The sequence below is a fragment of the Faecalibacterium sp. i21-0019-B1 genome (assembly GCF_042852915.1).
GTDB classification, from domain to species: domain Bacteria; phylum Bacillota; class Clostridia; order Oscillospirales; family Ruminococcaceae; genus Faecalibacterium; species Faecalibacterium taiwanense.
Map to the genome: position 1 here is coordinate 2,942,334 of NZ_AP031425.1, position 25,341 is coordinate 2,967,674.

General features: G+C 51.5%; 26 protein-coding genes and 2 pseudogenes. 19 read left to right on the forward strand and 9 right to left on the reverse strand.

What is annotated here, in order from left to right:
* The first annotated feature begins 75 nt into the window (after positions 1–75).
* The 16 genes and pseudogenes from ACGHP1_RS14595 (at position 76) to ACGHP1_RS14670 (ending at position 15,477) form a co-directional block, all read left to right on the forward strand.
* Positions 76–2,337, forward strand: a complete 2,262-nt coding sequence (locus tag ACGHP1_RS14595) for a glycogen/starch/alpha-glucan phosphorylase (RefSeq protein WP_390509757.1) — start codon at positions 76–78, stop codon at positions 2,335–2,337.
* Positions 2,338–2,431: 94 nt separating this feature from the next.
* Entirely contained in the window at positions 2,432–2,878 is a 447-nt protein-coding gene (locus ACGHP1_RS14600; RefSeq protein WP_390509758.1) for a hypothetical protein, read from the forward strand.
* Positions 2,879–3,418: 540 nt separating this feature from the next.
* Positions 3,419–3,667, forward strand: a complete 249-nt coding sequence (locus tag ACGHP1_RS14605) for a DUF6061 family protein (RefSeq protein WP_390509760.1) — start codon at positions 3,419–3,421, stop codon at positions 3,665–3,667.
* A gap of 208 nt (positions 3,668–3,875) precedes the next feature.
* Positions 3,876–5,003, forward strand: coding sequence for an ROK family transcriptional regulator (locus ACGHP1_RS14610; protein ID WP_044953544.1), 1,128 nt, complete (start codon positions 3,876–3,878; stop codon positions 5,001–5,003).
* Positions 5,004–5,188: 185 nt separating this feature from the next.
* The gene (locus tag ACGHP1_RS14615; protein ID WP_005940978.1) at positions 5,189–6,250 is read left to right on the forward strand and encodes an NAD(P)-dependent alcohol dehydrogenase; all 1,062 of its coding nucleotides are present in this window, start codon (positions 5,189–5,191) and stop codon (positions 6,248–6,250) included.
* Positions 6,247–6,639, forward strand: coding sequence for a VOC family protein (locus tag ACGHP1_RS14620; RefSeq protein ID WP_117476342.1), 393 nt, complete (start codon positions 6,247–6,249; stop codon positions 6,637–6,639). Before ACGHP1_RS14615 ends, ACGHP1_RS14620 begins: the two co-directional genes overlap by 4 nt.
* A gap of 33 nt (positions 6,640–6,672) precedes the next feature.
* A complete protein-coding gene (locus ACGHP1_RS14625) occupies positions 6,673–8,055 on the forward strand; it encodes an MFS transporter (RefSeq protein ID WP_390509761.1) in 1,383 nt (460 codons plus the stop codon).
* 9 nt (positions 8,056–8,064) lie between these two features.
* On the forward strand, positions 8,065–9,033 hold the full coding sequence (locus tag ACGHP1_RS14630) for a carbohydrate kinase (RefSeq protein WP_005940986.1): 969 nt from the start codon (positions 8,065–8,067) through the stop codon (positions 9,031–9,033).
* Between the two features lie 15 nt (positions 9,034–9,048).
* Positions 9,049–9,288 (forward strand): HPr family phosphocarrier protein, encoded by a 240-nt coding sequence (locus ACGHP1_RS14635; protein ID WP_015564590.1) that lies wholly within the window; start codon positions 9,049–9,051, stop codon positions 9,286–9,288.
* A 492-nt stretch (positions 9,289–9,780) separates the two neighbouring features.
* Complete coding sequence (locus tag ACGHP1_RS14640; RefSeq protein ID WP_390509762.1) at positions 9,781–9,948, forward strand: hypothetical protein; 168 nt, start codon at positions 9,781–9,783, stop codon at positions 9,946–9,948.
* Positions 9,941–11,269, forward strand: a complete 1,329-nt coding sequence (locus tag ACGHP1_RS14645; protein WP_390509763.1) for a phage/plasmid primase, P4 family — start codon at positions 9,941–9,943, stop codon at positions 11,267–11,269. The genes ACGHP1_RS14640 and ACGHP1_RS14645 overlap by 8 nt, the downstream gene beginning before the upstream one ends.
* A gap of 438 nt (positions 11,270–11,707) precedes the next feature.
* A complete protein-coding gene (locus ACGHP1_RS14650) occupies positions 11,708–12,739 on the forward strand; it encodes a hypothetical protein (protein WP_390509764.1) in 1,032 nt (343 codons plus the stop codon).
* On the forward strand, positions 12,654–12,956 hold the full coding sequence (locus ACGHP1_RS14655; RefSeq protein ID WP_390509765.1) for a hypothetical protein: 303 nt from the start codon (positions 12,654–12,656) through the stop codon (positions 12,954–12,956). The genes ACGHP1_RS14650 and ACGHP1_RS14655 overlap by 86 nt, the downstream gene beginning before the upstream one ends.
* 79 nt (positions 12,957–13,035) lie before the next feature.
* On the forward strand, positions 13,036–13,350 hold the full coding sequence (locus ACGHP1_RS14660) for a helix-turn-helix domain-containing protein (protein ID WP_390509766.1): 315 nt from the start codon (positions 13,036–13,038) through the stop codon (positions 13,348–13,350).
* 12 nt (positions 13,351–13,362) lie between these two features.
* Positions 13,363–14,759, forward strand: a pseudogene (gene xerC, locus ACGHP1_RS14665) (tyrosine recombinase XerC).
* Positions 14,760–15,228: 469 nt separating this feature from the next.
* On the forward strand, positions 15,229–15,477 hold the full coding sequence (locus ACGHP1_RS14670; protein WP_015564576.1) for a DUF6061 family protein: 249 nt from the start codon (positions 15,229–15,231) through the stop codon (positions 15,475–15,477).
* A 79-nt stretch (positions 15,478–15,556) separates the two neighbouring features.
* Here ACGHP1_RS14670 and ACGHP1_RS14675 read toward each other — a convergent pair whose 3' ends face one another.
* The 9 genes and pseudogenes from ACGHP1_RS14675 to ACGHP1_RS14715 all read right to left on the reverse strand — a co-directional run bounded on the left by ACGHP1_RS14675 (position 15,557) and on the right by ACGHP1_RS14715 (position 21,443).
* Positions 15,557–16,096: a hypothetical protein gene (locus ACGHP1_RS14675; RefSeq protein WP_015564577.1), complete on the reverse strand. Its 540-nt coding sequence runs from the start codon at positions 16,094–16,096 to the stop codon at positions 15,557–15,559.
* Positions 16,097–16,105: 9 nt separating this feature from the next.
* Positions 16,106–16,492 (reverse strand): hypothetical protein, encoded by a 387-nt coding sequence (locus ACGHP1_RS14680; protein ID WP_223382614.1) that lies wholly within the window; start codon positions 16,490–16,492, stop codon positions 16,106–16,108.
* Between the two features lie 628 nt (positions 16,493–17,120).
* Positions 17,121–17,255: pseudogene (locus ACGHP1_RS14685) on the reverse strand (DUF4367 domain-containing protein); the annotation flags it as partial.
* 164 nt (positions 17,256–17,419) lie between these two features.
* Positions 17,420–17,860, reverse strand: a complete 441-nt coding sequence (locus ACGHP1_RS14690) for a hypothetical protein (protein WP_005929376.1) — start codon at positions 17,858–17,860, stop codon at positions 17,420–17,422.
* A gap of 438 nt (positions 17,861–18,298) precedes the next feature.
* Positions 18,299–18,709 carry a hypothetical protein gene (locus ACGHP1_RS14695; protein WP_390509768.1) on the reverse strand — a complete coding sequence of 137 codons (411 nt, stop codon included), beginning with the start codon at positions 18,707–18,709 and terminating at the stop codon, positions 18,299–18,301.
* Positions 18,710–18,802: 93 nt separating this feature from the next.
* Positions 18,803–19,120, reverse strand: coding sequence for a zinc-ribbon domain-containing protein (locus ACGHP1_RS14700; protein ID WP_117948353.1), 318 nt, complete (start codon positions 19,118–19,120; stop codon positions 18,803–18,805).
* Positions 19,121–19,318: 198 nt separating this feature from the next.
* Positions 19,319–19,783 carry a DUF3592 domain-containing protein gene (locus ACGHP1_RS14705; protein WP_207684876.1) on the reverse strand — a complete coding sequence of 155 codons (465 nt, stop codon included), beginning with the start codon at positions 19,781–19,783 and terminating at the stop codon, positions 19,319–19,321.
* Positions 19,784–19,963: 180 nt separating this feature from the next.
* The gene (locus ACGHP1_RS14710) at positions 19,964–20,629 is read right to left on the reverse strand and encodes a sigma-70 family RNA polymerase sigma factor (RefSeq protein WP_390509770.1); all 666 of its coding nucleotides are present in this window, start codon (positions 20,627–20,629) and stop codon (positions 19,964–19,966) included.
* Entirely contained in the window at positions 20,613–21,443 is an 831-nt protein-coding gene (locus tag ACGHP1_RS14715) for a helix-turn-helix domain-containing protein (protein ID WP_390509771.1), read from the reverse strand. Before ACGHP1_RS14715 ends, ACGHP1_RS14710 begins: the two co-directional genes overlap by 17 nt.
* Positions 21,444–21,691: 248 nt before the next feature.
* On the opposite strand from ACGHP1_RS14715, the gene ACGHP1_RS14720 reads away from it, so the two are divergent.
* The 3 genes from ACGHP1_RS14720 to ACGHP1_RS14730 all read left to right on the forward strand — a co-directional run bounded on the left by ACGHP1_RS14720 (position 21,692) and on the right by ACGHP1_RS14730 (position 25,331).
* Positions 21,692–22,300 carry a CHC2 zinc finger domain-containing protein gene (locus ACGHP1_RS14720; RefSeq protein ID WP_390509772.1) on the forward strand — a complete coding sequence of 203 codons (609 nt, stop codon included), beginning with the start codon at positions 21,692–21,694 and terminating at the stop codon, positions 22,298–22,300.
* Between the two features lie 73 nt (positions 22,301–22,373).
* The gene (locus tag ACGHP1_RS14725; protein ID WP_390509773.1) at positions 22,374–23,690 is read left to right on the forward strand and encodes a phage/plasmid primase, P4 family; all 1,317 of its coding nucleotides are present in this window, start codon (positions 22,374–22,376) and stop codon (positions 23,688–23,690) included.
* Between the two features lie 375 nt (positions 23,691–24,065).
* Positions 24,066–25,331, forward strand: a complete 1,266-nt coding sequence (locus tag ACGHP1_RS14730) for a plasmid recombination protein (RefSeq protein WP_390509820.1) — start codon at positions 24,066–24,068, stop codon at positions 25,329–25,331.
* Positions 25,332–25,341 lie beyond the last annotated feature (10 nt).

The window sequence follows — 25,341 nt, forward strand, 5'->3', positions numbered from 1 at the left end:
AGATCCGGCTGTGCTTGTAGAAATAGACTAAATTTTCGACTTTTCAGATCCACCCTAACAAAGGAGGATGCATTTATGAGCTTTACCGAAACGTTACAGGGTCTCACGGGCAAGCCGCTGGCAGACTGCACGAATCAGGAGCTGTATCTCGCGCTGCTGGAACTCGTCCGGCAGAAGAGCGCCGACCGTGTGCAGCCGGTCACCGGCCGCAAGCTGTACTATATCAGCGCCGAATTTCTCATCGGCAAGCTGCTGTCCAACAACCTCATCAATCTGGGACTGTACGATGAAGCCCGCGATGCACTGGCTGCCGTCGGCAAGAGCCTTTCCGATATCGAAGAGGTGGAGCCGGAACCTTCTCTTGGCAACGGCGGTCTGGGCCGTCTGGCGGCCTGCTTCCTCGACTCTCTGGCAACGCTGAACCTGCCCGGCGACGGCGTGGGCCTGCGGTATCACTTCGGCCTGTTCCATCAGTCCTTTGAGGACGGCGTGCAGAACGAAAAGCCCGACCCGTGGCTCACCGCCCACAGCTGGGCGGAAAAGACCGACATCACCTACCCGGTGGAGCTGGCGGGCAAGGAGTACACTGCCCGGCTGTACAAGCTGGCGGTCACCGGCTACGAGGGCCGCACCAACACCCTGAACCTGTTTGACCTTGACACCATCGATGAGAGCATCGTCCATGACGGCATTGCCTTCGATAAAACTGCCATCGACAAGAACCTGACCCTCTTCCTCTACCCGGACGATTCCGATGAGGCAGGCCGCCGCCTGCGGGTGTACCAGCAGTACCTGATGGTTTCTGCCGGTGCCCAGCTCATTCTGTCCGAGTGTGCCGCCCGGGGCTGCGATTACCATGATCTGGCCGACTACGCCGCCATCCAGATCAACGACACCCACCCCAGCATGGTCATCCCGGAGCTGATCCGGCTGCTGGGCGAAAAGGGCATCGAATTTGAGGAAGCCGTAAAGATCGTCACAAAGACCTGCGCCTACACCAACCACACCATTCTGGCCGAAGCGCTGGAAAAGTGGCCCCGCGCCTATCTGGATGCCGTGGTGCCCCAGCTGATGCCCATTATCGAAAAGTTGGACGCACTGGCCCGCACCCGCACCAAGGATGAGAGCCTTGCCATCATCGACAAGGACGACCGGGTGCACATGGCCCACATGGACATCCACTTCACCCACTCCACCAACGGCGTGGCAGCGCTGCACACCGAGATTTTGAAAAATTCCGAGCTGCACGGCTTTTACGAGCTGTATCCGGAAAAGTTCAACAATAAGACCAACGGCATCACCTTCCGCCGCTGGCTGCTGGAATGCGACCCCCGCCTGACCGCCGCACTGGAACAGCACATCGGCTCCGGCTTCCGTAAGGATGCCACCGAGCTGGAAAAGCTGCTGGCTTTTGCTGACGACGAAGCTGTGCTGGAGCAGCTGACCGCTGTGAAAAAGGCCAACAAGGAAGCACTGGCTGACTGGCTGCTGCGCACCCAGAAGGTGAGCGTGAACATCGATGCTGTGTTCGATATCCAGTCCAAGCGCCTGCACGAGTATAAGCGCCAGCAGCTGAACCTGCTGTACCTCATCCATCAGTACTACGAGATCAAGGCCGGGCACCTGCCCGCTGCTCCGCTGGTGAGCATCTTCGGTGCCAAGGCGGCACCTGCCTACACCATTGCAAAGGACATCATCCATGCGCTGCTGACCCTGTCCAAGGTCATTGCCGCAGACCCGGAAGTGTCCAAGTGGCTGCAGGTGGTGTTCGTGGAGAACTACAACGTTACCGCCGCCGAAAAGCTAATCCCCGCCTGCGACCTGTCCGAGCAGATCAGCCTTGCCTCCAAGGAAGCTTCCGGCACCGGCAACATGAAGTTCATGCTGAACGGCGCGCTGACGCTGGGCACCATGGACGGTGCCAATGTGGAGATCAGCCAGCAGGTGGGCGAGGAGAACATCTATATCTTCGGCCAGACCTCCGATCAGGTCATCCACCGCTACGCCGTGGGCGACTACGACCCCGCCCAGTGGGTGGAGGGGGATGCCAACATCCGCCGCGCTATCAACTTCCTCACCGGCCCGGAGATGCTGGCCGCCGGTCACGCCGAAAACCTGACCCGCCTGCACAACGAGCTGATCCATAAAGACTGGTTCCAGACCCTGCCGGACTTCAACGCCTATGTTGTGCGCAAGGGGCAGGCCCTCAGCGATTACGCCTGCGACCCGAAGGGCTGGCGGCGCAAGTGTCTGGTGAACATTGCCAAAGCGGGCATGTTCTCCTCCGACCGCACCATTGCCGAGTACGACCGCGACATCTGGCATCTGGGCAAATAGTTTATTATCGCAATTTTATTGATCTTCTGCCGCAGGACGAGATCTATCTAACCATGGGCACCGCATTTGGAGCTGCTCTATGAGCCGGGCGCAGATGAACACAAATAAAAGACGGGGTACTGCACAAATGCACAGCACCCCGTCTTTTACTTATGTAGCGGATGAAGGATGGCACCGTGCGACAGAGCGATACAGTGAATTTCTGCGCCGTCACGAGGGACAGCGCATCCTCTTTCTGGAATTGGGCGTTGGCTACAACACCCCAGTCATCATCAAATATCCATTCTGGCGGATGACCGCTAAAAATCCAAACGCATTCTACGCCTGTATCAACCAAAATCAGGCAGTTTGCCCGCCGGAAGTTCAGCGGCAGTCTGTCTGCATCCATGCAGATATTGGCGCAGTTACCCGCCGCAGGCGAACCGACCATTTCTATGACCGCTCTGCTGGAACTGCTGAAGAATGCAGACCCCGAAGTAAAGGCGCAGCTCCGTTTGGCTCTGCTGACCTAATGCAAAATTTACCACGCATTTCAAAGTAATTCCAGCCCATGCAGAGGATTCCTATGAAAACACCAACCGTGCAAAAACCGTGCATTGACCGTGCAAGCCCCGATTTTTCGGGGTTGCATAACAAAAAAGAACGCCAAATCTTACGATTTGGCGTTCAATATCTGGTGCACCTCCAGGGACTCGAACCCTGGGCCCACTGATTAAGAGAAACCAACGTGCAACAATCGTCAATTTCCAGAGTTGCGTAAAATCGTTATTTTTATCGTTTCACCGTAAATTTGCATTTTGCATCTGCTGCATTCTTTGCACCTGTTATCCCCTCTTGCATCCGTTATCCAGCCGTTCCGGTGTGCAAAAAGTGTGCAAAAATGTGCAGAGCCAAAATCAGCACCTTAAAACAGGTATCGGATTTTTATGCAATGGGGTGAAAACAGGTCTGTTTCATCCGGCGAAAGGCACACTCTATATCACCAATTTATACCACACATCAAATGTACATCAACAATTTGATTCTTGGCAGGGATACGGACAATCGAACTGACACCACCTTATATAAAAGGAGTTTTCCCATGAACAAACTGCTTTCCTGCCGCTACAACATGGACACCAACCGGGTGGAAGCCCGGTTCGCTGATGGCTCTGCCGTTGCCATCGACTGCGTCGCCATCGAGGACAAGTACGGCAGCACCCCGAAACAACGGGCAGAACTTGACTGGCTGCTCTACCATAAGCCTTTGGAGTATGCACAGCTTGTGCTGGGAGGAGAGATGGAGCACTATCTCTCGCTGGGATGCGACCACGGCAGGCTGGAAGATTAAGTCCCTATAAAGAACACGGTGCCCACCGACCTATGGTTTGCCATAAGCTGGTAGCATCGCTTCTTATCCATAAGCAACTCGCTCTTTTCGGCTAACGCTTTTTTGTAAATGTTTCCCTTGCAGAATCTCTCCAGATTCTCTATAATAAGAAAGAGCTTTATAAATCTTCTTTCAAATGTTGAATCTGCTCTTGGAGGTGAGTAAGCCCATGACCGGCAGCGGCGCAAATAACCGTGATGTTAAAAAAATCAACCGCATCCGAACGATTCGCAGCATTTTTTCCTGCGACCGAATCTCGCAGCCGGAGCTTGCGGCAAAAGTCAACAACAGCTGGCCGACCGTATTGCAGAATGTCAAAGAACTGATGGCGATGGGACTGGTGCAGGAGGTCGGCACCTTTGAATCTACCGGTGGGCGCAAGGCGAGAGCATTTGCTCCCGTGCGGAATGCCAGACTTGCGGTCGGACTGGAGATCACCCAGAATCATGTCGGAGCAGTTCTGGTCGATCTGTCCGGTAACCTTCTCCACTATGAGCGTAAAAAGCGTCTTTATGAGCGGTCGGACACCTATGCGGAAATGCTTGCCGGAATCGTGCAGGGGCTGATTGAAAAAGAGGGCTGCCCGGTCGAAAAAATCTTGGGCGTCGGCATTTCGCTGCCCGGTATTCTGGACAAAGAGGGGCAGACATTGGTTTACTCTCATGCCTTGGGTCTGCGGAATGTTCCTACCGAAGAATTCAGCCGTTACATCCCGTTCTCCTGCCGGTTCATCAACGACGCGAACGCTGCCGGACTTGCTGAAGTGCGCGACCTCGAATCTCCCCGCAGCCTTGTCTACCTTTCTCTGAGCAACAGTGTCGGCGGTGCGATTCTGACCGGTGGAGCGCTCTATGGCGGCGACCATCTTCGTGCCGGAGAGTTCGGGCACAACACGCTCGTTCCCGATGGCCGCCCCTGCTACTGCGGAAAAAAGGGCTGTCTGGATGCCTATTGCTCTGCAAAAGTCCTCTCCCAGCTGACCGACGGAAATCTTGCACTATTCTTTGACGGGTTGCGCTCCGGCAATGCAGCTTTGCAAACGGCATGGAATGAATACCTTTCTTACCTTGCTGTAGCAGTCAATAATCTGCGCATGACCTTCGACTGTGATGTAATTGTTGGCGGCTACGTTGGCGGCTTTCTGGCAGAGTTTGGCGAACCGCTCCGGGAAATGCTGGTCGAGCGTAATACGTTTGAGCCGGACAGTTCCTACCTGAAGTTCAGCCGCTATAGGCTGGAAGCCTCTGCGCTGGGAGCCGCTCTGCTCCATATCGAAGCCTTTATTCAGAACCTATAAACCTTCCCATCGAGGACGGCACCTGCCGTCCTCGATTTTTTGCACAATTCCGCCGCTTTTTCCTTGTGCAGTTTTCCGAATCCGCGAAAAAGGGCTTGACTTTGGTTGTGCGGTGTGTTAATTTGTAGTCACATTCATAAACACTTTATAAAAGTTAATAAACAAATAAAAACGGAGGTCATCTTATGAAAGGCACAATGAAAGTTGCAGTCATGAACGGCATCGGCAAGATGGGCTACACCACCCGCCCGATCCCCACACCCAAAGAGGACGAGGTTCTTGTCAAGCTGGAATACGTTGGCATCTGCGGCAGCGATATGCACTACTATGAAACGGGTGCGATCGGCAATTATGTGGTCAAGCCACCGTTCGTGCTGGGCCACGAGCCGGGCGGCACAGTCGTGGAAGTTGGCAGTGCTGTTAAGCATCTGAAAGTCGGCGACCGCGTTGCGCTGGAGCCGGGCAAGACCTGCGGTCACTGCAAGTTCTGCCGTGAGGGCAAATACAACCTCTGCCCGGATGTCGTGTTCTTCGCTACCCCGCCGGTAGACGGTGTTTTTCAGGAGTATGTGGCACATGAAGCAAACCTCTGCTTCAAGCTACCGGACAACGTAAGCACCATGGAAGGTGCGCTGATCGAGCCTCTGGCCGTTGGTTTCCACGCCGCCAATCAGGGCGGTGCTCATGCCGGTCAGACTGCGGTGGTCATGGGTGCAGGCTGCATTGGTCTGGTCTCCATGATGGCGCTGAAAGCCGAGGGTGTTTCCCGTGTTTACGTTGTAGATATCATGCAGAAGCGTCTGGATAAGGCTCTTGAACTGGGTGCAGACGGTGTGATCAACAGCCGCGAAAAGGATGCTGTCCAGACGATTCTCGATCTGACCGATGGTCTGGGCTGCGACCTCGTTATCGAGACTGCTGGTACAGAAATCACTACCCGCCAGGCCATTGAGATGGCGCAGAAGGGCGCAAACATCGTTCTGGTTGGTTACTCCAAATCCGGCGAGATGACCCTGCCTATGAGCCTTGCACTGGACAAGGAACTGACCTTCAAGACCGTGTTCCGTTATCGCCACATTTACCCCATGGCGATCGATGCCGTTGCTTCCGGCAAAATCAATCTGAAGGGTATTGTGACCAACATCTTTGACTTTGACGACATCCAGAATGCCATGGACAAGAGCATTTCGGACAAGGCCAACATCGTCAAAGCAGTGGTGAAGATTGCGGAGGAAACGAAGGTATGAGCTTTCCGCAGGTTCTGACCGGTGTGGCGCACATTGGCATCCCAACAAATGATCTCGACAAGACCATTGCATTTTACAAGAAGCTGGGGTTTGTTTCTGCGCTGGAAACGGTGAACAAAGCCGCCGGGGAGCGCGTTGCGTTTCTTCAGCTTGGCGATCTGATGATCGAAACCTATGAAAACCATCGTGCGGCGGAAAAGGCCGGAGCAATCGACCATGTAGCTCTGGCAACGACCGATATCGAAGCCGCCTTTGCTGCGGCAAAAGAGGCAGGGATGCACCTGCTGCATTCCAGCATCCAGTCACTGCCGTTCTGGGAAAACGGTGTTCGCTTTTTCATGGTCGAAGGCCCGAATAAAGAGAGAATAGAGTTCTGCCAGAAATTATAAGCATCGCGTCAAGAGGAGAAAGGAGCGCGTCGTATGAGTTACACAGCAGAGCCGAAACAGCAGGATACGAACATCAAAGTCCCTCTGATCAGTAAAATCGCTTACGGCATGGGCGATGTGGGTTGCAACTTCAGCTGGATGTTCGTTGGCAACTTCTTGATGATTTTTTACACCGATGTCTGCGGCATCAGCATGGCGGCAGTGTCCCTCCTGATGCTGGTCTCCCGCTTCTGGGATGCCATCAATGACCCCGTGATCGGTTCGCTGAGCGACCGCACCCGTTCCCGCTGGGGACGCTACCGTCCATGGCTGCTGTTCGGCGCACCGGCAACTGCTGTGGTGCTCGTGCTGACGTTCTGGGCGCACCCCACATGGTCAGACAGTGCTAAGAGCCTGTATATGTACATTACTTACTGTGTACTGGTTCTGGGCTATACTTGCGTGAACATCCCTTATGGTACGCTCTGCGGCACCCTGACCCAGAACATCGAGGAGCGTGCGAAAATCAACACCTCCCGCTCCGTCTGTGCCATGATCGCCATCAATATCATCAACATCATCACCCTACCTTTGATCTCTGCTTTTGGCGGTGATAATGCAGCACGGGGATATCTTCTGGTGACCGTCCTTTACGGCGGTATCTTCACCCTCTGTCACTGGTTCTGTTTTGCCAAAACCAAAGAGGTCGTCCAGCCCCCGGAGCGGAAAAAAGTCTCACTGAAAAAGCAGTTGGATGCAGCGCTTCAGAACAAGCCCTACCTGATTGCACTGGCGGGTCAGTTCCTGTTCGGTGTGACGCTGTATGGCCGCAATGCCGACCTGCTCTATTACTTCAAATATGTGGAAGGCAACGAGAATCTGTTTACCATCTACTCGATGATCCTGATCGTTCCCTCCATTCTGGGTGCTGCGGCATTCCCCTTCGTGTTTGAAAAGCTGGGCAACAAAGGGCACACCGCTTCCCTTTTCGCTGCCGGAACCGGCGTTTCCCTGATTGCGCTCTATTTCTTCAGTGCAGTTTCTTCTCCCATTCCGTTCTATACATTCGCTGCACTGTCCCAGTTCTTCTTCTGCGGATTCAATACCGCCATCTACGCCATCATTCCCGACTGCGTGGAGTATGGCGAGTGGAAAACCGGTGTCCGCAACGATGGTTTCCAGTACGCATTCGTTTCACTGGGGAACAAGCTGGGCATGGCGATTGGCACCTCTGCGCTGGCTGGTGTGCTGAGTACATTGAGTTTTGCCCCCAATCAGGTGCAGAATGCTGCCGTGCAGAATGCGATGCACTATGCATTCTCGCTGCTTCCCGGTGTGCTGTGGCTGATAACAGCGATTGTCCTGTTCTTCTACCGAATCAGTAAGCGTTCGTATAACCAGATTATGTCCGAACTGAACGCTAAAAAAACAGGTTGAGGTGATACCATGTTTGATGTTGTAGCTTTGGGAGAAAGCCTGATCGACTTTACCCCGAACGGAACCAATGCACAGGGCATCGAATTGTTTGCCCGGAATCCCGGCGGTGCACCCGCCAATGTCCTTGCCATGAATGCCCGTCTGGGCGGCAAAACAGCATTCATCGGAAAAGTCGGCAAAGACGGATTTGGCGATTTTCTCCGCCAGACTCTTGTGGAAAGCAGCATTGATGTGTCCGGTCTGGTGATTGACGAAAAGATTCCCACGACCCTTGCCTTCGTACAGCTTGACAGCAAGGGAGACCGCTCCTTTACCTTTTACCGGAACCCCGGTGCCGATGTGATGCTGACTTCGGCAGAAGTCAACAGGAATCTGATTGACGATGCTGCCATCTTCCATTTCGGCTCTGTCTCTCTGACCTCCGACCCGAGCCGCACCGCCACGTTGGAAGCTGCGCGGTATGCACGGCAGCAGGGCAAGCTGGTCAGCTTTGACCCCAATTACCGTCCGCTTCTGTGGGAGCACCCGGCAGATGCCGTTGTCCAGATGCAGGAAGGTGTCAAGCTGGCGGATCTTCTGAAAGTTTCCGAGGAAGAAATGCAGCTTATCACAAACGAAAGCGACCTTGCCCGCGGCTCACAAGCCCTGCTCGAAATGGGGCCATCTCTTGTGCTGGTATCGCTGGGTGCAAAGGGTGCTTATTACCGGAACGCTGTGGGCGCAGGGCATCTTCCCACCTATGATGTGCCTACCGTGGACACGACGGGTGCAGGCGATGCTTTCATGGGCGCAATTCACTACCAGCTGCGGAGAAAAGCTGCGGAGGATTTGCGTACCCTCCCTGCATTTGAGCTTGAAGAAATCGTCCGCTTCGGCAATGCAGCGGGCAGTCTGACCACGACAAAGGGCGGCGCAATCCCTGCAATGCCCTCCATGGTGGAAATTCAGAACTGCATTGCCTCTATCCCACTGATGTAAAAGAAAGGATACCCTATGACAAAATTACAGATCAGAATGCGGCAGGTCGATCAGGTCAAGGACTTTGTAGATTTGCTGTCCAAATATCCCTATGAGATGGACTTAGTCTCCGGGCGATATACCATTGATGCCAAATCCCTGCTTGGCATTTACAGTCTCGACCTGAGTAATCCGCTTACCCTTGTGATTTATTCCGATTCCTGCGAAGAACTGCTGACACAGCTCCATGCGCTGCTCCCAGATTGCATCGTCTGATTTTCTACGCTTTTCTCCTTCTTCCATTTGCACCGTTCAATTCTGGTTCTCCTTCACCAGAATCGGGCGGTGTTTTGATTTGTATAAGTCCTACTATCACCGCATTCCCTTAATAAATTTTGCAAGCCCATATTGATGTGCCTCATTGCCTTGTCAAGAGGGCTGGCACCGCCCAGCCCTCTCTCTTTTTGCCAAAGTTTCCCTTGCTTTTTCTTGCAAGCTGCCGAAAACAACGCGCTTTCAAAACTTTTTGTTGACACGGTTCGATTTTTGTGGTAATCTATCCCAACAATTGAATATAACATATTTTTACATATTCGTTCAGACCCTGCGGGGCTGAACATCTTGGCTTTCAGCCGTTACATAACCGACTAGCATGACCTTCTAGAAAAAGCGAAGGCAGGGCTGGTCTGTTCTGTGACGGCTTTTTTGTTGCCGTTTTGCCCGTTGGACCTTGAAAACCGCATGACCGTCTGCATGGGATACCCGGCGATGACCCCCAAGTGGGAGAGCCGGAAAACGCCGCCGGAAGGGGGCAGGAAAGCCATGCAGGGAAAACGGCAGGACGTTGATTTCCCAGTTGCGGAGAAAAACGATGTGGTCAAATTGACCACATCGTTTTCCGTGACGCCAACGAAAGGATGGAATGCCTATGAGTAATTTTACCCCCGCATGGTTCAAGAAGGTTTTTTTCAACGAATCCCTGTTTTGTGATGATTTTCTGAGTACCCACCAGCTGCTTTACTCGAATGGCGCATTTTTCACCCCGGAAGGCAGGGTCACGGACACCATGAACCTGCGCTGTGAAATTTTCGATATGCTGCGAGACCATATCGGCGCAAATATCGCAAAACGGGTCAGCAATGTCGTAGATGTTCTGAAACTGGCGGCACAGGTGGAGGACTTCCCGCCCGTCACCGACCGCATTGCGCTGGCAAACGGCACCCTGTATCTGGCCGGTACCTTTCAGGAAGGTAAGCCGGAGATTGTGCGCAACCGTCTGCCCGTCAAGTATGACCCGAAAGCCGCCCAGCCCGTCCACTGGCTGCGGTTCCTGTCCGACCTGCTCTACCCGGAGGACATTCCCACAGTGCAGGAGTTCATCGGCTATTGCCTGATTCCCAGCAATAAGGGGCAGCGCATGATGGTCATCAAGGGCAGCGGCGGCGAGGGCAAGTCGCAGATCGGTGTGGTGCTGTCCCGGCTGTTCGGCTGCAACATGAAGGATGGCAGCATCGGCAAAATCTCGGAGAACCGTTTTGCTCGTGCCGATCTGGAGCACACCCTGCTCTGCGTGGACGATGATATGCGGATGGAAGCCCTGCGTCAGACCAACTATGTCAAATCCATTGTGACCGCACAGGGGCAGATGGACTTGGAGCGCAAGGGCAAACAGAGCTATCAGGGTTGGATGTACGCCCGTCTGCTGGCGTTCAGCAACGGCGATCTGCAGGCATTGTATGACCGCTCGGACGGTTTCTATCGCCGTCAGCTCATCCTGACCACCAAGGACAAGCCCCTGTCTCGTGTGGATGACCCGGACATTGCCGAGAAGATGGCGGCAGAGGTTGAGGGCATCCTGCTGTGGGCATTTGAGGGCTTGCAGCGGCTGGTGAAGAATGGCTTCCAGTTCACCGAGAGTGACCGTGCCAAGCGCAATCGGGAACTGGTGAAGCGGGACAACAACGTGTTCGATTTCCTCGAATCCGAGGGCTACATCCGCTTGAAGGCGGATGCCTGCACCAGCTCGAAAGAGCTGTATGAGATCTACAAGATGTGGTGTGAGGAGAACAGCCTGAATGCGATCAAGGCCAGAGGATTCAGCGATGCGCTGATTGCCAACCAGCGCAGGTACAATCTGGAACACACCAACAACATCATCAATTCTTCCGGGCGGCGTGTCCGGGGCTTTGTGGGCATCGAAGCCCTTGTGCAGCCTGACCTCACCCCCCAATGGCTGGCGGGCATGACCCGCTTTTGATCCCCCTATATGGTGCGTTTTCGGTCTTTCGCTGCGTACGTGCGTACAGAGAAAGCCGCCTGCTGCGTACGCACGTACGCAGCGAAACGCCAAAGTTCTCCTTTATAGGGGGGTGTTGGCAAAGTGTCAGGTTGACAGTTTGCCAAAATCAGAGGGTCAAAATGACCCTCTGAAAAACCGGACGAGCTGTCCTTCAGGGCGGCTTGCCCGGAGCAAGAGTGCAGAGGTGCGGGTCGCCAGTGGCGACCTCAAAAGGCCGCAGGTATTTTGAAGCACCGACCGAGCCGACAGGCGAGACCAGCTCTTTGCAAGGGTCAAGGGTGAAACCCTTGCCCAGTGATATGATGCTGTGCGTCATATACTACTACTGGGTATTATCTGGCGCAAAACGGCGGCAGATCCAGCAGCTCCGCTGCTGCGTTTTTCCACGCCAAGCTGTTGAAACGGAGGGATGCCTATCTGAAATTAACACGACACAACGGACGAGCCGGAGCCCACGGCACCTATAACCCAAAACACAATGACCGGAGTTTCAACCTTGCCAACAGTGAGCACATCGACCCGGAACGTGCCAAGGGTAACATCTACTGGGACTGCTTTCACGGTTTCCGTTCGGCTCTCGCTCCACAAGACACGGACGATCTGGCGGCAACCTTCTCGGACGTAGAACGGCAGTTCTACGAAACCCACTACACGGTTTTTGTGGAAAGCCAGAACGAGCGCAATGCCAAAATCCGGCACACGGAGCGCAACCGCTCTATTCCCGACCTGCTGTCCAGCCGCAAGACCTGCCCGGAAGAGACTATTTACCAACTTGGAACGCTGGATGAACACGCTTCGGCGGAGGATCTGCTGAACATCGTCACCGAGTTCATCGAGGAGTTCAAGGCTAAATTCGGCGACCATGTTCATGTGCTGGACTGGGCACTGCATCTGGACGAAAGCACACCCCACATCCACGAGCGTCATGTGTTCGACTGCGAAAACAAGTACGGCGAGGTGGCACCCCAGCAGGAAAAGGCATTGGAAGCGTTAGGTTTCGACTTGCCCGACCCGGATAAGCCTCTCAGCCGCCGGAACAACCGCAAGATCACCTTTGATGCCGCCTGTCGAAAGATGCTGTTCGAGATCGCCAAGCGGCATGGACTGGAATTGGAGGAAGAAGCGGAGTACGGCAACCGCAAATATCTGGAAAAGCAGGACTTCATTCTTGCCAAGCAGAAGGAGCAGCTTGCCGCCCAGCAGAGCAAGCTGAACGAGTTGACCCTGAAAGTTTCGGACATGGAAAACCTTGCTGGAAGATGTTTCGGCTGCGGCCTACGACAAGGCGGTGGAGGTCGTGACGGACGTGGTACGCACCGAGACCCGCAAGGAAGATATGCGGATGATCGAGGACACAAAAAAGTGGGTGCTGTCCCCGGAACGCAAGGCTCCCAAAGCCACGAGGGAATATGCCGCCCACCGTCTTGACACCGTGCTGGACAAGTTTCTCAAAACCATGCAAACCACCGCTACCCGCTTGCAGGAGAAGCTGCTGAAGCCGGATGTCCGACAGAAGAGCAAGGAGCAGGTCAAGGAGAAAGCACGGGATTCCGTTCTGCAACTGCTGAGCCGCTTGCAGGCAGAACAGGCGCAAAACAAACCAGCGGCACAGCCCCGCACACAGGAGAGGCACTCGGAAATCTGAACCTCATCGGGAGAGTTCGGAGCAGAAAGCTGGCACTTTCTGCCCCGGCACCCGGTTACAAGGAAGTGGAGGTCTGCCTATGAATATGAATCGGCCTGACATGACCGAAGATGTGAAATATAAAGATTATACGAATAAGTCCTTGAAAATGGACTCGAACCCGGTTACAATGAAAGCGTCTAAATCCCCTGCCATTGGATCTTCTGACCAGACCAAAGCAGCCAAGCACGAACCTCTTGTTTACCGGGTGGAGGAGATTGCCCAACTTTTGGCGATCTCTCCCCGTGCGGCGTACAACCTGTGCAACACCACGAAGGATTTCCGGGTGCTGCGCATCGGCACCAGCATCCGGGTGAACAAGCAGAGTTTCGACAACTGGTTTGCGGCGGTCTGAGGGAGGTAATCTATGGCATCTATCATGAAGCGCGGAGATTCTTACTCCGTCCGTTACAAGTACAAAGACCATTCCGGCAAGCCCTGCGAGGGATGGGAGAGTTTCAAGACCAAAAAGGAGGCGCAGGAGCGAAAGATCACGGTCGAGAAAGAATTGCTGGACGGCACGTTCCTTGTCCCCGACACCATGACGGTGGAGGAGATGCTGTACAAATGGATACCAATTCAGTCCACAAAGCACAAGTGGTCCCCCAAGACCTACACTCAGTCCGTAGCGATGGTGCAGAACCTTATCGTGCCGTATATCGGGAAACGGAAGGTACAGGAGCTGCGCACCTACGACATTGAGAAGTTCTATGCCACCCTTGCCAAGACCCCCTGCGGGCAATATGTGCACGGTGTGAAGCAGGACCTGTCCAAGAAGCAGAAGAAGCGTCTGCTGTCCAGCACCTTTATCCACGAAGTCCACACGCTGCTCAAGACCGCATTTTCCTATGCGGTGGAGTGGGACCTCATCCACAAGATTCCCTGCCCCGTGATGCCCCCAAGGTCAACGTCGAGGAACGCATCATCTGGGACGAGAAAACCATGCTGGCAGCCTTGCAGACCATCGAGAACCCTGTCCTGCATCTGGCGGTGCACATGAGCATGATCCTTTCGCTCCGTGAGGGCGAAATTCTCGGCTTACAGCCGAGTGATCTGGATTTTGATGCCGCCGATGGTCGTGGTACCATCTCGGTCAGCAAAACCATGCAGCGAGCCAACAAGGACGCTCTGGAAAAGCTCGACCCCAATCAGGTGTATCACACCTTCCCGGACAGGCGTGAGGGAAGCAAATCCTCTCTCATCCTGAAAAAGCCTAAGACCAAGAAGTCCAACCGCGTCCTGTATATGACGAAGCCCTTGAAGGAAGAACTTCTGGCATGGTTGGAAAAGCTGAAGCAGGACGAGCAGAACGCCCCGGAAAAGTACAGCAACTGCGGGCAACTGTTCCGGCTCCCGGACGGCTTGCCCATTGCGCCAGAACTGCTGACCAAGTGGTATCGGCAATGGCAGTCAGCGCACCCGGAGTTCGAGCAGATCGTGTTCCATGGTCTACGGCATTCCAGTGCCACCTACCAGCTCTTGCAGTCGGATGGTGATTTCAAGTCGGTGCAAGGCAATACAGGTCATGCCACCGCATCTGTCCTGATGGACACCTACGCCCACACGCAGGACAAACCCCGTCTGGAACTGACCGAGAAGATCGAAGCGAACTTCTACACCCAAGACCTGACCCCAGCAGCACCTCAGCCCCGGCAAAACGAAAAGCCGGCGGCAACAAAAATCTCCGGTAAGGAGATCCTTGAAGCCATCCGGCTGATGGATGCAGACGAACGCAGAGAATTGACGAGAGCCTTGTTCGCCTAAAATTTCTTCTTTTTATGCAAAGGAAAGCAGGCTGTGCAAACCTTGCGCAGAAAAGCCCCTGATTCGGGCAAATGTGCAAACGGTGTGCAGAAAGTGTGCAGCCGCTTTCTTACATAAAGAAAGAACGCCAAATCTTACGATTTGGCGTTCAATATCTGGTGCACCTCCAGGGACTCGAACCCTGGGCCCACTGATTAAGAGAGCAAGCCGCCGGTTCGTCTCAATTTATGGAAGTTTCGAGTCATCGTTATTTTTAATCAAGACAACGTGATTTTTCACCCAGTAATTTCTGCACCCTTTGTCGGATTTTGTAACGAAAAGCACCTTCTGCACGTTTTGAAACCGTGCAAAATCCGTGCAGAAACCGTGCACTTACTCCCCGACAAATAAAATCGCTCTATCCCCCACCGGCTTGACGGCATTGGTTTGAGTGGCCGAACATCAAAATCAAGTCATGGAGGACACGACTATGAACAAACTGCTTTCTTGCCACTACAATATGGACACCAACCGGGTGGAAGCCCAGTTTGCGGACGGCTCTGCTGTTGCCATCGACTGCATTGCCATTGAGGACGAGTACGGCAACACCCCGGCACAGCGGGCAGAACTGGACTGGCTGCTCTACAATAAGCCATTGGAGTACGCCCAGCTTGTGCTGAGTGGTGAGATTGAACACTACCTTTCACTTGGCTGCGACCATGGCAGACTGGAAGATTGACCTTTAATTGAAATATTCCAAACAGATCAACAGCCCTCTACTTGCAGTCGTTACAAATAGAGGGCTCTTAGTTAGTAGTTCAATCTATTATGGTGACCATCTGAAAATACTGATACTGGTATTCGTCTTCTAATACCGCCTGCATTTCTTCCATGTATAACGGGTCTTTCAACAATTTGGGATGAAATGCTCGCTCTCTCCAGAGTCGGACTCCACTTTTGGGAAAAATATATTCCGTCCCAAGTTGCAAGTCCTTTTCGTTGCAAATAACTTTGTCCTTTTTCATTAAGCTATCAATAATACACTCGGCGGTTGTATTAAACATGTCCATTCCGAACAGTTTTATTGACGCAACTTTAGACAGATCTCTCTGGATGCCGATTTCAGTAGCTTTTCCGTTCCGATACTGCACTAGAAAGAACGAATCATTATCCATATATCGTCCGGTTATCAAATTAGGGTCATCGGTTTCCGCACAACGTTCCATTTGCATTGCTTCATTAGAAGAATTCGACCATTGTCTCTTCATTTGCAGAAGAGTTTTTTCTAGCTCATCTGGTGCCATACCTAATTTTAATTGTCCAATTCCAATATGTGGTATAATAATTATCTCTTTCATAACAAAACCTTATACCAAAAAGGTAAACCACACAAATGCAGCAGTTGCACATATCATCAGAACCAGTAGTATCGTACTTGCAAGTTTCTTCTCAATGGAAACTTTCTGATTTTCGCATAGGACAATCTGCTGAAGATTGTGAAATTCGGCTTCGCTGACATTTCCATTTAATGCTTTCCATGCAGTGCAGCGATCTGTAACCAGCAAAAAATCGGACAGCATTTCCATAAAGATGACAGCGAAAAATGCCAGAGAAAAGAACCACATCCCATTCCATTGAAGTTCTGTCAACACCCTCTGAAGGCTTGAAGGCTTTAATGACACTAACGAAATAATGTAAATCAACGTGTTGCAGAATTCTCTTGCTAATGGCCCTTTTTGTTTAAGAAAATCCATTTTCAACCCTTTCCTTACAAACGGAGTGACTTAACCACCAATAGCCTGATAGTAATCCGTTTTAGAACGAATCAAAGAACCGTTTGACTTGTATTCTTTGACAGTTTGATGGTAGCAATATTTTCGAAATATGTGTTCTATTTTTTCTGCATTGGAATCACCTCATATCAAGTTTGAATTCATATTCTATGCGTCAAATTGTGACTGATTTCAATGATTTTTTTGGTGATGACTAAGATGTTTTATTTAGCTCATTTCGTCCGATGCGGTAAATCTTCTTGTCTTGTTCTCCTACTTCAACAATAAGTTCATTTTTATTGTGATGAACTATTACTGGAATATAGCTATCGGAATTTTCCACCATCAAACATGTGACTCCATTCGTCCATTCACTGTTCAATTCCTTTGATAGCATGGAAATGATTTCTTCTTTCGTCATTTTGATTAATGAATAACCTCCATTTTGTACACTCCCCCAGGAGCTTTTGCTTAGTCAACGTTGCTCACACTGCGTTTGTGACAGCTTTTTTGAAAAAAGTTCAAAATCTTGTCAGCTTTGGACGCTTCAACGAAAAAGTGTCCACACATTTGTAAATAATTACAAGCGTGTGGGCAAAAATTCAGCCAGTTAGGAAATGCTCTCTGCAATTTTTAGAATCTCTTCACGCGGTATCTTTCCAATGATCGTATGTGATATGCCATCTTTCTCCCATACTAGCACATATCTTGTACGGCCTCCGCTATTGTTTGTTCCGAGTGTGGCATCGGCTGTTCCAACTTAACCTCGTTCTAAATAAACCGTCTGGCGGTATCTAACTGATTAACATTTCAACAAAGAAGCTGTGGTTGGAGCCTCCAATATTGAGCAATCCATTTTCTTTCCACTGCATCATAGGGATAACCGGGATTCCCCAGCATCTCTTTTATTCAGGATTTTTCTACTGAAATCCGGATTCCAAATCCTCCCTCTGAGTATGCAATGCTTATCCATGTTTCATCTTTTCTTAGCAAAACGCCTGTCGAAACGCTTTCTGAAGCCGATGCCTCTTCAGCGTATCCTAAGGTTTTCAATTGGTCAATATATTTTTGTATTTCTTCTTCAGAGATATTATTATAAAAGATTGCATAATACCCAGCATTAGAACCATCCAATATATATTCTATCGTTCCACTTTCCGGCTCACAAATAAGCCTAGTGTATTCATTATCCGGCCAAACTGAAGTATAAATACATTTTACATCAGACGGATTGGTTCCTCCATGTGTAGCAAATTTTCCCTGACCTGAAAAACGAATGCAAAGAAAGACCAATATCAAAACTATAAAGGCAACCGCCATACTGCTAAAAAATTCCAATTTCTTATTCATTTTGCTTGCTCCATAATTCAAACGTACAAAGCCACGATTCTTTTCTTTCGACTCTAAAGAATCGTGGCTTTTATACCCATTATCTAATGCTTTTATTACGGAATCGTGATGTCGTAGGAAATGGAGAGCTGGCCACCGTTTGCCAAAGCATTCAATTTGTTTTCAAGGAAATTATCTGCATTGGAATCACCTCCATCACGGTTTCCATTTTAGATGTTGATAATAGCAAAGCACAAATAGAAAAAATCCACAATATTGTAGCAAGACGGAGAAAAAATGTCACCAAAACGGTGTAAGCGCAAAGCAGGGATTGGTTCTTGATCTCTGTTGTGAGAGTTCACAAACGTCCGGGGTGCTGTTGCCGGAAGGATGCTTTCTTCAATTTTCTTCCAGAATTCTCTGCAAATAGCGGGCTGTTTATGCTTCTTGAGAATCCATCTAGTGAATACCGACACCCTCCATGATCTTTTCTATCCAATTTGTGGAAGAATCATTTTTCTCACTAAATAACCCCAAATAATGTGACGAACTCTCAACCTCTATTATTACACCATCCGGCATTCTGTATTTTTCTAAACTGAGATTCAAACCTTTAAGTGGGATTGTTCTAGCCAGTTGAGGGATAGAAACTGTATGGAGAATATCAATTTTTGATAAACCTCTATACGTTTCTGTCTTTTCGGCTTCACTTAGCAACCGTTCTGCATACTGATTTGAAATAACCTGTATGCGAAATTGTTCTTTTTCATCCTCGGTCATCTCAAGTGGAACGCCGTGCAATGTGTCCACAATATAGGACGAAATTTTAGCGAAGTGCTCGTCAAAATCAGTGGTATCTTCGTTGGTCATATTTCTGTTCTACCCTCATTATAAGCTTTCCGGTCTGCTTAAAGTTACAGCTTTCAGCGTAAAGCTTCCGTAGTTTTTAATGCTAAACGATAGTTATCGAACTTTTCCACAGCTTTTGCAAAAACGTTCAGAAGAAGCATTTAATGTTCCGCAGTCCGGGCAATACCATCTTCCGTCTGGCATCGGTTCAACAGGCGAGGGCGTTTGGTGTGCTTTTGCTGGAGTTTGAACGGGTGATGCAGTAAACAGCGGCGCAATATTCACATCTCTACGGCCAACACCAGCGAGACTTCTAAAATCCCACGATTTAACTTCTTGTGCCAATGTCCGTTTTGGTTCAATATACTGACCGCACCGCTGGCAATATCGAACACCCAGCTTGTTTTCATAACCGCAATTTTTACAGGTCATCAAAACTCCCTCCTTGCTTTTTGTTTAGATAACGAAATTTAAGCCCAATTTATTTCGTTTGTCCACAAAATTTTTCAAAATCGTATAGATGCACATAAATTTTCTGAAAATTTGTAACACAATTACAATCTTCTTTTAGATAAGCACGCTATACGGCCAAACTTTTTATTTTACCTCTACTTCGACTGAAGGCTATCTTCAGCTTTCTGGTTTGAAAACTGCACTTCTGGCCGGATTCTTTGGGTCTACTAGAATTTTTATCGGTGTCCCTTTCGGAATACATGGATTGAACCAAAACCACTGCGACTTGCCATTATAGGTTTCACCTTTAACTTTATACTGATAATGTACCACATATGGATAGATTACATCTTCATCGGCAAGGTGGTAGGTACTCATATGAAATTTTATATGTACTCGTTTTGTTGCTGTAACCTTTCCGGTGATTCTTGTTCCATTTTTCAAAAGTTCTGCCTTTTTATAGTCAGAAATAATCGCCAATCCGATAATTATACCTGCTACAATCCATGCTAATATCGCAGCCACCCAAATACCAGACTTACACGCTCCAAGCGATATAATTGCCGCCACGAACATTCCGACATACGCCAGTGTATGAATAAGATCTTTTGAAAAAAGCATTTTATCTCGTGCAATTTTCATAAAACGGCATCCTCCTCAAATCCTACAGTCGGTAATCAGCGGCTCCGTGAAATCAACGTTCCTTAGATACTTAGATTTAATCCTATTTTGTTTCATACGTCTACAAAATTTCTCAAAATCGTATAGTTGCACATAAATTCCCATAAAGCTTGTAGCACAATCACGATTTTTTCTTTTCATTCAGATAAACCACCACGGCAGTTCCAGCCAAAGGTTATCCATGGCCTGTTCCTCCGTCTTTTTGGCGCGGCCTTTTGTCAGGTGAAAGTATATCGCTGTGCCGATCAGCGGATGTTCCTCGCCATCAGTAAAGCCATAGCGGTACAGCAGATAGGTCTGCTCTCGCTGGGTCAGCCGTTTCAGGCCATCGTACAGCTCCCGGCGCGATTCCTGTTCCTCTATAATGCTCTGCGGCTGCATGGCATAAGGGTCGGCTATGGCTTCGATGCGCCGCAGCTGCTCTTCTCCCGGCAGAACATCATCCAGCGAAACGCGCTGGTAGCAGATACCGTCCTTATCCTCCGTCACCATCCGCTGTTCAAAAGTGACAAAGGCATCCCGTACCATGTCCATCATGGCGTTGCGAATGGCAGGAGCCGCATAGGTCAGGAACTTCATGCCGCGCGCCGCATCAAATTTCGGCACGGCTTTCCATAAGCCCAGATTCCCCGCCTGTTTCAAATCGTCCGTGTCAAGATTCAGACCGGACTGTGCCAGATTCATACTGCGGAAAAGGTCATTTGCCACCTTGCCGATAAAGGACTTGTTGTTGTCGATCAGGCTGTCCAGCGCGGCAGCATCGCCTTTCTGCGCCAGCGCACAAAGCCGTTCATTCGTCTGCTTCATGGCCGTTTTCCTGCTCTGCGGCAGACTGCAAGATTCCCAACAGACCGTTCCGCAGCTGTTCCAGTGCTTCCGGCGTGGCTCCCTCCATACCCGAAACGCTGTCCAACATTGCATCCGTCAACTGCTCTGCCGTGATCGTTGGGTGCTGTACATCCTGACCTTTGGTCAGTTCATTGAACATCTTCTCGGCCACTTTCTTGCTCATGGCTTCCTGTTCGGCGTAATGGCTCCCGATGCCCTTTTTGATTTCCTTGACCGCTGCCATGAAGTACATTTCAATGTCATCAAGGTCGCCTTGATACACGGGCTTTCTCCGTAGGCTGATGTCCTTTGCGGCTTTGGCTGCTTCCGGGGTCTTGACCTTTGTGCGCAGCAGGGTGCTCAATGTCGTGAGCATGGCGTTCTGTGCCGCAATACCAGACGCAAAGGTATCATCAAAATACTGCGCTATGCGGTAAGTAAGCTCTGCGAAGCGAGCGTTTTCCAACAGCAGGTTGACCACCTCTGTATTGACACGCCCCGTGTAGAGGTTCTTTGCAGCTTCTGCGGACAAACCCAGTTCGGCAATATCATAGTTCTTGCGGTCGGGGATGTTGGTTTCTCCCAGCAGGAAATCCGTAGATACGTTGAACAGCCTTGCGATCTTCAGCACCTGCTCATGGGTCAGCGTCCCTTTTGCACCGCTGATGAAGCGGCTGATGGTGCTTTTGGAGCAGCCGAGCTCCTTGGCAAGCTCCGGTTGGCTGATGTTGTGCTCTTTCATCAAGTCCGCAAGACGGATGTTGGATGGTGCGGGCAGATATTCCTGTGCCATGTGGTCGGCCCTCCTTTTTGAGTTTTTTCCTCATTATAATACGCTCTGCCGTTTTATTCAATATACGTTTTCCTCTCTGCCCTTGCTGTTGCAGCCCTGCAACCAGTAAGGGCTTTTTTCTTTTTCCGTTGCAGTTTTGCCGCTTTTTTGCTCTTTCTGCAAAATTCCCCGTATATTCAGGCAGGAAGCAAAAAATACCAGAGTTCCCACACGGGGTACTCTGGTGCAGTACACAACACAAAGGAGGAATGCCCTTGAGCCTGTATCAAACTGTCAAGTCCGCCATCACCGTTCGGCAGGTGGGAGAGATGTACGGCATGGAGCCCGACCGCCATGGCATGGTGTGCTGTCCGTTCCATTCCGACAGCGACCCCAGCATGAAGCTGAACGACACCTATTATTACTGCTTTGGCTGCGGAGCCAACGGCGATGCCATCGACCTCACCGCCAAGCTGTTTGACCTGAACCCCCGGCAAGCCGCCGAGAAGCTGATACACGACTTCGGGCTTGACCCGGACAAGCCGCCCGCCAATGCCATCGCCCTGCCGCCGCCCAAGCGTGACCTGACGGACGAGCAGTGGGCAGACATTGCCTACTGCCTGCGGGTGCTGACCGATTATCTCGACCTGCTGCACGACTGGCAGGAGCGTTACAAGCCCGCCAGCTTGGAAGAACCGCTGGACGAGCGGTTCGTGGAAGCCCTCCACATGACCGAGACCATCGAGCACCTGACGGACTGCGTTGCATTTGGGACACCCCAGCAGAAGGCCGCTGCCGCTGCACGGCTGCTGTCCGAGTCGTACCTGCTGATGCTGGAGGAGCGCACCGACCGCCTTTCTCTGGCAAAGTGCGCCTGATAATTTATTCACCTGAAGTGGTGGGGCTCACCGTGAGACCCACCACTTCACTTTTCTAAAGGAGGAACACCCTATGAAGAAAAACATTTCCCGCAATCCCTTATGGCCGGACTGGTACAACGGCAAGAAAATTGACGAAGTCCAGTTTGGTCGCGCCTTTCTGGAACAGTGGCCGCTGAAATGCGTCAACGGTACACTGTACACGCTGGACGGCCCGGTAGAGGACGAAAGTGAGATCAAGCAGCGCATCTTGGAGAATATCGAGGAATATGTCACCTCCGGCCTGTCCAAAAAAGTCACCAACATTCTGGAGACCATCAAGCTGCTGGCCTTTTCCGACCCGTTCCCCATCGAACAGGACTGCATCCACCTCCAGAACGGCGTGTACCATCTGCCGGACGGCACTTTTCAGGAGATCCGCCTGTTCTGCCAGAACCGCCTGCCTGTGAGGTATGACCCCAAAGCCGCCAGCCCTGACCGCTGGCTGACCTTTCTGCACGAGCTGCTGGACGATGCCGACATCCCCACCTTGCAGGAGTATCTGGGCTACTGCCTCATCCCCAGCACCAAGGGGCAGAAGATGATGCTCATTGTCGGCAAGGGCGGCGAGGGCAAATCCAGAATCGGGCTGGTACTGAAACGGCTCATGGGAGATGCCGCCAGCAATGGCAGCGTCCAGAAAGTCGAGAACAATCGCTTTGCCCGTGCCGATTTGGAACGCCGCCTGCTCATGATCGACGATGACATGGACATGAACGCCCTGCCCAAAACGAATTATATTAAGACCATCGTGACCGCCGAGGCCAAGCTGGACTTGGAGCGCAAGGGTGTCCAGAGCTACCAGCGTGACATTTACGCCCGGTTCCTCTGTTTCGGCAACGGTGCGTTGACCTCACTGTACGACCATTCGGACGGCTTCTTTCGCCGCCAGCTCATCCTGACCACAAAGGACAAGCCTGCCGACCGCACAGACGACCCCTTCCTTGTGGAGAAGATGTGTGCCGAGATGGAGGGCATCCTGCTGTGGTGTCTGGAAGGGCTGCACCGGCTGGTGCAGAACGATTTCCGCTTCACGGTCAGCGAACGTGCCGCCGCCAACGTGGACACCATCAAGCGCAGCAGCAACAACGTCATCGACTTCATGGAGTCCGAGGGCTATTTCCGCTTCAAGGCGGACTATTCCATCAGCTCCAAGGACTTCTATGAAATCTACAAACTGTGGTGCGAGGACAACGCCTGTCACAGCGTATCGGCCATCCGTTTCAGCGCAGAGCTGCGTCAGAATGACCGCCGCTATAACCTTGAAGCCACCAACAACATCTACCTGCCCGGTGGCCGCAGGGTGCGTGGTTTCGTGGGCATCGAACCGCTTGTCCACCCCTGCCCGTAAAAAGTGCATTTTTTCACGGAAGAAGTTCGTACAACCTGTACGGTCTGTACTTGTACGCACCTGTACGGCAAGCAGGAGCAAATTAAAACGTGCCATCGTTTGTATTTTGCTTGTTCGTACGCCGTACGAACCGTACAGGTTATTTGAACTCCGTACGCGATTTTTTCAGATGTGTACGGAGCAATCAAGTTCGCATTGTGCGAACTTGATTGTAACTCTCCCGCAGGAGACGTTTTCCCTCGTTCCCCCTCGGAGAGCCCACTACACTTTGCAGACCGCAGGGATGAAAGTGTCATAGTGGGTTATTACACTTCCGAAGAAGTGCATCTCCGTTCCCCGTCACCTTCCTCTGAGTCCTGAAAGGAGGGATGCCCTCTGGCAAGAAACGATGGCATCGACCGCACAAGCGTCCGGAATCTCGCCGTTTCGGACAAGGCCGTTGGCAACACCCAGCAGCACAACGAACGCGAAAAAGACAGCTATCGAAACCCCGACATTATCCCCCAGCGCGCTGCATGGAACGTCCACTTCAAAAAGCCAACCGCCAGCTACACTGACCTATTCGCCCAACTGGAAACCGCTGGTACGATTTCCACGCGCGGCCTGAAGCCGGATGCCACCCACTACTGCGAACTTGTCTTTGATGTCAACTCGGCCTATTTTGACAATCACGGTGGCTACGAGTTCGCCAAGCAGTTCTATGAGGATGCCTACAAAGCAGCCGTTCAGATCGTGGGTGGTGAGCAGTATATCCTCTCGGCAGTCATGCACGCCGATGAGATCAACCGTGCCATGACCGAAGCACTAGGCCGCGAAGTTTACCACTACCACCTCCATGTGGTCTATGTACCTGTGGTGGAAAAGCAAATCCTGTGGTCGAAACGCTGCAAGGACAAGGCACTGGTCGGCACAGTCAAGGAGACCGTCGTGCAGGTCAGCCGGAGCAAGAAGTGGGCATCCAAGCCCCTGCTGGACGATGCTGGAGAGCCCGTCCTGCAAAAGAACGGCAAGCCAGTCCTGAAGAAGTCGTACAGCATCTTGCAGGACGATTTCTTCAACTATATGCGCGCTGCCGGGTACACGGATGTGGAGCGCGGTGAGCGTGGCAGCACCGAAGAACACCTGACCGTCACCCAGTTCAAAGTCCAACGGGAGCAGGAACTGCTGGACGCCCTGACCGCCCAAGCCGACGAACAAGCACAGTCGCTTGCTAAAACCTGTCAGACCCTCTCCAAAAAGGAGAAGGAACTAGCCGCTGTGCAGAAAAAGACCACACTCACAAAAGAAGCCCTCATTCATGTGCGCGATCTGGATTATATCGGTAAGCACACCTTCCTCGGCAACTATTCGCTGACCGAAGAAGAATTTTCCATGCTGAAAAAACAGGCCGACCATGGCTATATGATGGACGTGGAGAACCGCCGCCTGAAAGAAGAACTTTCCACCGCCAAGAAGGAAGCTGCTCATTGGGGCCAAAAGTATCATGAACTCTGGTACGAAGTGAAGCCCTATCTGGATGCGCTCCACCGTGCGCCTGAACTGGTGCGCAGCTTTCTGGAAAAGATTCTTGCCCCCAAGCAGGAGCGCACCATGAATGTGCCGCAGCGAAACCGCAAGCGTGGGCAGGATGTAGAACTTTAAACTGAATTTT

Bases quoted from the DNA above. Each gene is read 5' to 3' on its own strand.
- ACGHP1_RS14695 (WP_390509768.1), bottom strand. From the start codon at position 18,709: ATGACCAACGAAGATACCACTGATTTTGACGAGCACTTCGCTAAAATT.
- ACGHP1_RS14705 (WP_207684876.1), bottom strand. From the start codon at position 19,783: ATGAAAATTGCACGAGATAAAATGCTTTTTTCAAAAGATCTTATTCAT.
- ACGHP1_RS14640 (WP_390509762.1), top strand. From the start codon at position 9,781: ATGACCCCCAAGTGGGAGAGCCGGAAAACGCCGCCGGAAGGGGGCAGG.
- ACGHP1_RS14645 (WP_390509763.1), top strand. From the start codon at position 9,941: ATGAGTAATTTTACCCCCGCATGGTTCAAGAAGGTTTTTTTCAACGAA.
- ACGHP1_RS14610 (WP_044953544.1), top strand. From the start codon at position 3,876: ATGACCGGCAGCGGCGCAAATAACCGTGATGTTAAAAAAATCAACCGC.
- ACGHP1_RS14595 (WP_390509757.1), top strand. From the start codon at position 76: ATGAGCTTTACCGAAACGTTACAGGGTCTCACGGGCAAGCCGCTGGCA.
- ACGHP1_RS14710 (WP_390509770.1), bottom strand. From the start codon at position 20,629: ATGAAGCAGACGAATGAACGGCTTTGTGCGCTGGCGCAGAAAGGCGAT.
- ACGHP1_RS14690 (WP_005929376.1), bottom strand. From the start codon at position 17,860: ATGAATAAGAAATTGGAATTTTTTAGCAGTATGGCGGTTGCCTTTATA.
- ACGHP1_RS14635 (WP_015564590.1), top strand. From the start codon at position 9,049: ATGACAAAATTACAGATCAGAATGCGGCAGGTCGATCAGGTCAAGGAC.
- ACGHP1_RS14630 (WP_005940986.1), top strand. From the start codon at position 8,065: ATGTTTGATGTTGTAGCTTTGGGAGAAAGCCTGATCGACTTTACCCCG.
- ACGHP1_RS14655 (WP_390509765.1), top strand. From the start codon at position 12,654: ATGATCGAGGACACAAAAAAGTGGGTGCTGTCCCCGGAACGCAAGGCT.
- ACGHP1_RS14605 (WP_390509760.1), top strand. From the start codon at position 3,419: ATGAACAAACTGCTTTCCTGCCGCTACAACATGGACACCAACCGGGTG.
- ACGHP1_RS14660 (WP_390509766.1), top strand. From the start codon at position 13,036: ATGAATATGAATCGGCCTGACATGACCGAAGATGTGAAATATAAAGAT.
- ACGHP1_RS14700 (WP_117948353.1), bottom strand. From the start codon at position 19,120: ATGACCTGTAAAAATTGCGGTTATGAAAACAAGCTGGGTGTTCGATAT.
- ACGHP1_RS14720 (WP_390509772.1), top strand. From the start codon at position 21,692: ATGCCCTTGAGCCTGTATCAAACTGTCAAGTCCGCCATCACCGTTCGG.
- ACGHP1_RS14625 (WP_390509761.1), top strand. From the start codon at position 6,673: ATGAGTTACACAGCAGAGCCGAAACAGCAGGATACGAACATCAAAGTC.
- ACGHP1_RS14620 (WP_117476342.1), top strand. From the start codon at position 6,247: ATGAGCTTTCCGCAGGTTCTGACCGGTGTGGCGCACATTGGCATCCCA.
- ACGHP1_RS14615 (WP_005940978.1), top strand. From the start codon at position 5,189: ATGAAAGGCACAATGAAAGTTGCAGTCATGAACGGCATCGGCAAGATG.
- ACGHP1_RS14680 (WP_223382614.1), bottom strand. From the start codon at position 16,492: ATGGATTTTCTTAAACAAAAAGGGCCATTAGCAAGAGAATTCTGCAAC.
- ACGHP1_RS14670 (WP_015564576.1), top strand. From the start codon at position 15,229: ATGAACAAACTGCTTTCTTGCCACTACAATATGGACACCAACCGGGTG.
- ACGHP1_RS14725 (WP_390509773.1), top strand. From the start codon at position 22,374: ATGAAGAAAAACATTTCCCGCAATCCCTTATGGCCGGACTGGTACAAC.
- ACGHP1_RS14600 (WP_390509758.1), top strand. From the start codon at position 2,432: ATGAACACAAATAAAAGACGGGGTACTGCACAAATGCACAGCACCCCG.
- ACGHP1_RS14675 (WP_015564577.1), bottom strand. From the start codon at position 16,096: ATGAAAGAGATAATTATTATACCACATATTGGAATTGGACAATTAAAA.
- ACGHP1_RS14715 (WP_390509771.1), bottom strand. From the start codon at position 21,443: ATGGCACAGGAATATCTGCCCGCACCATCCAACATCCGTCTTGCGGAC.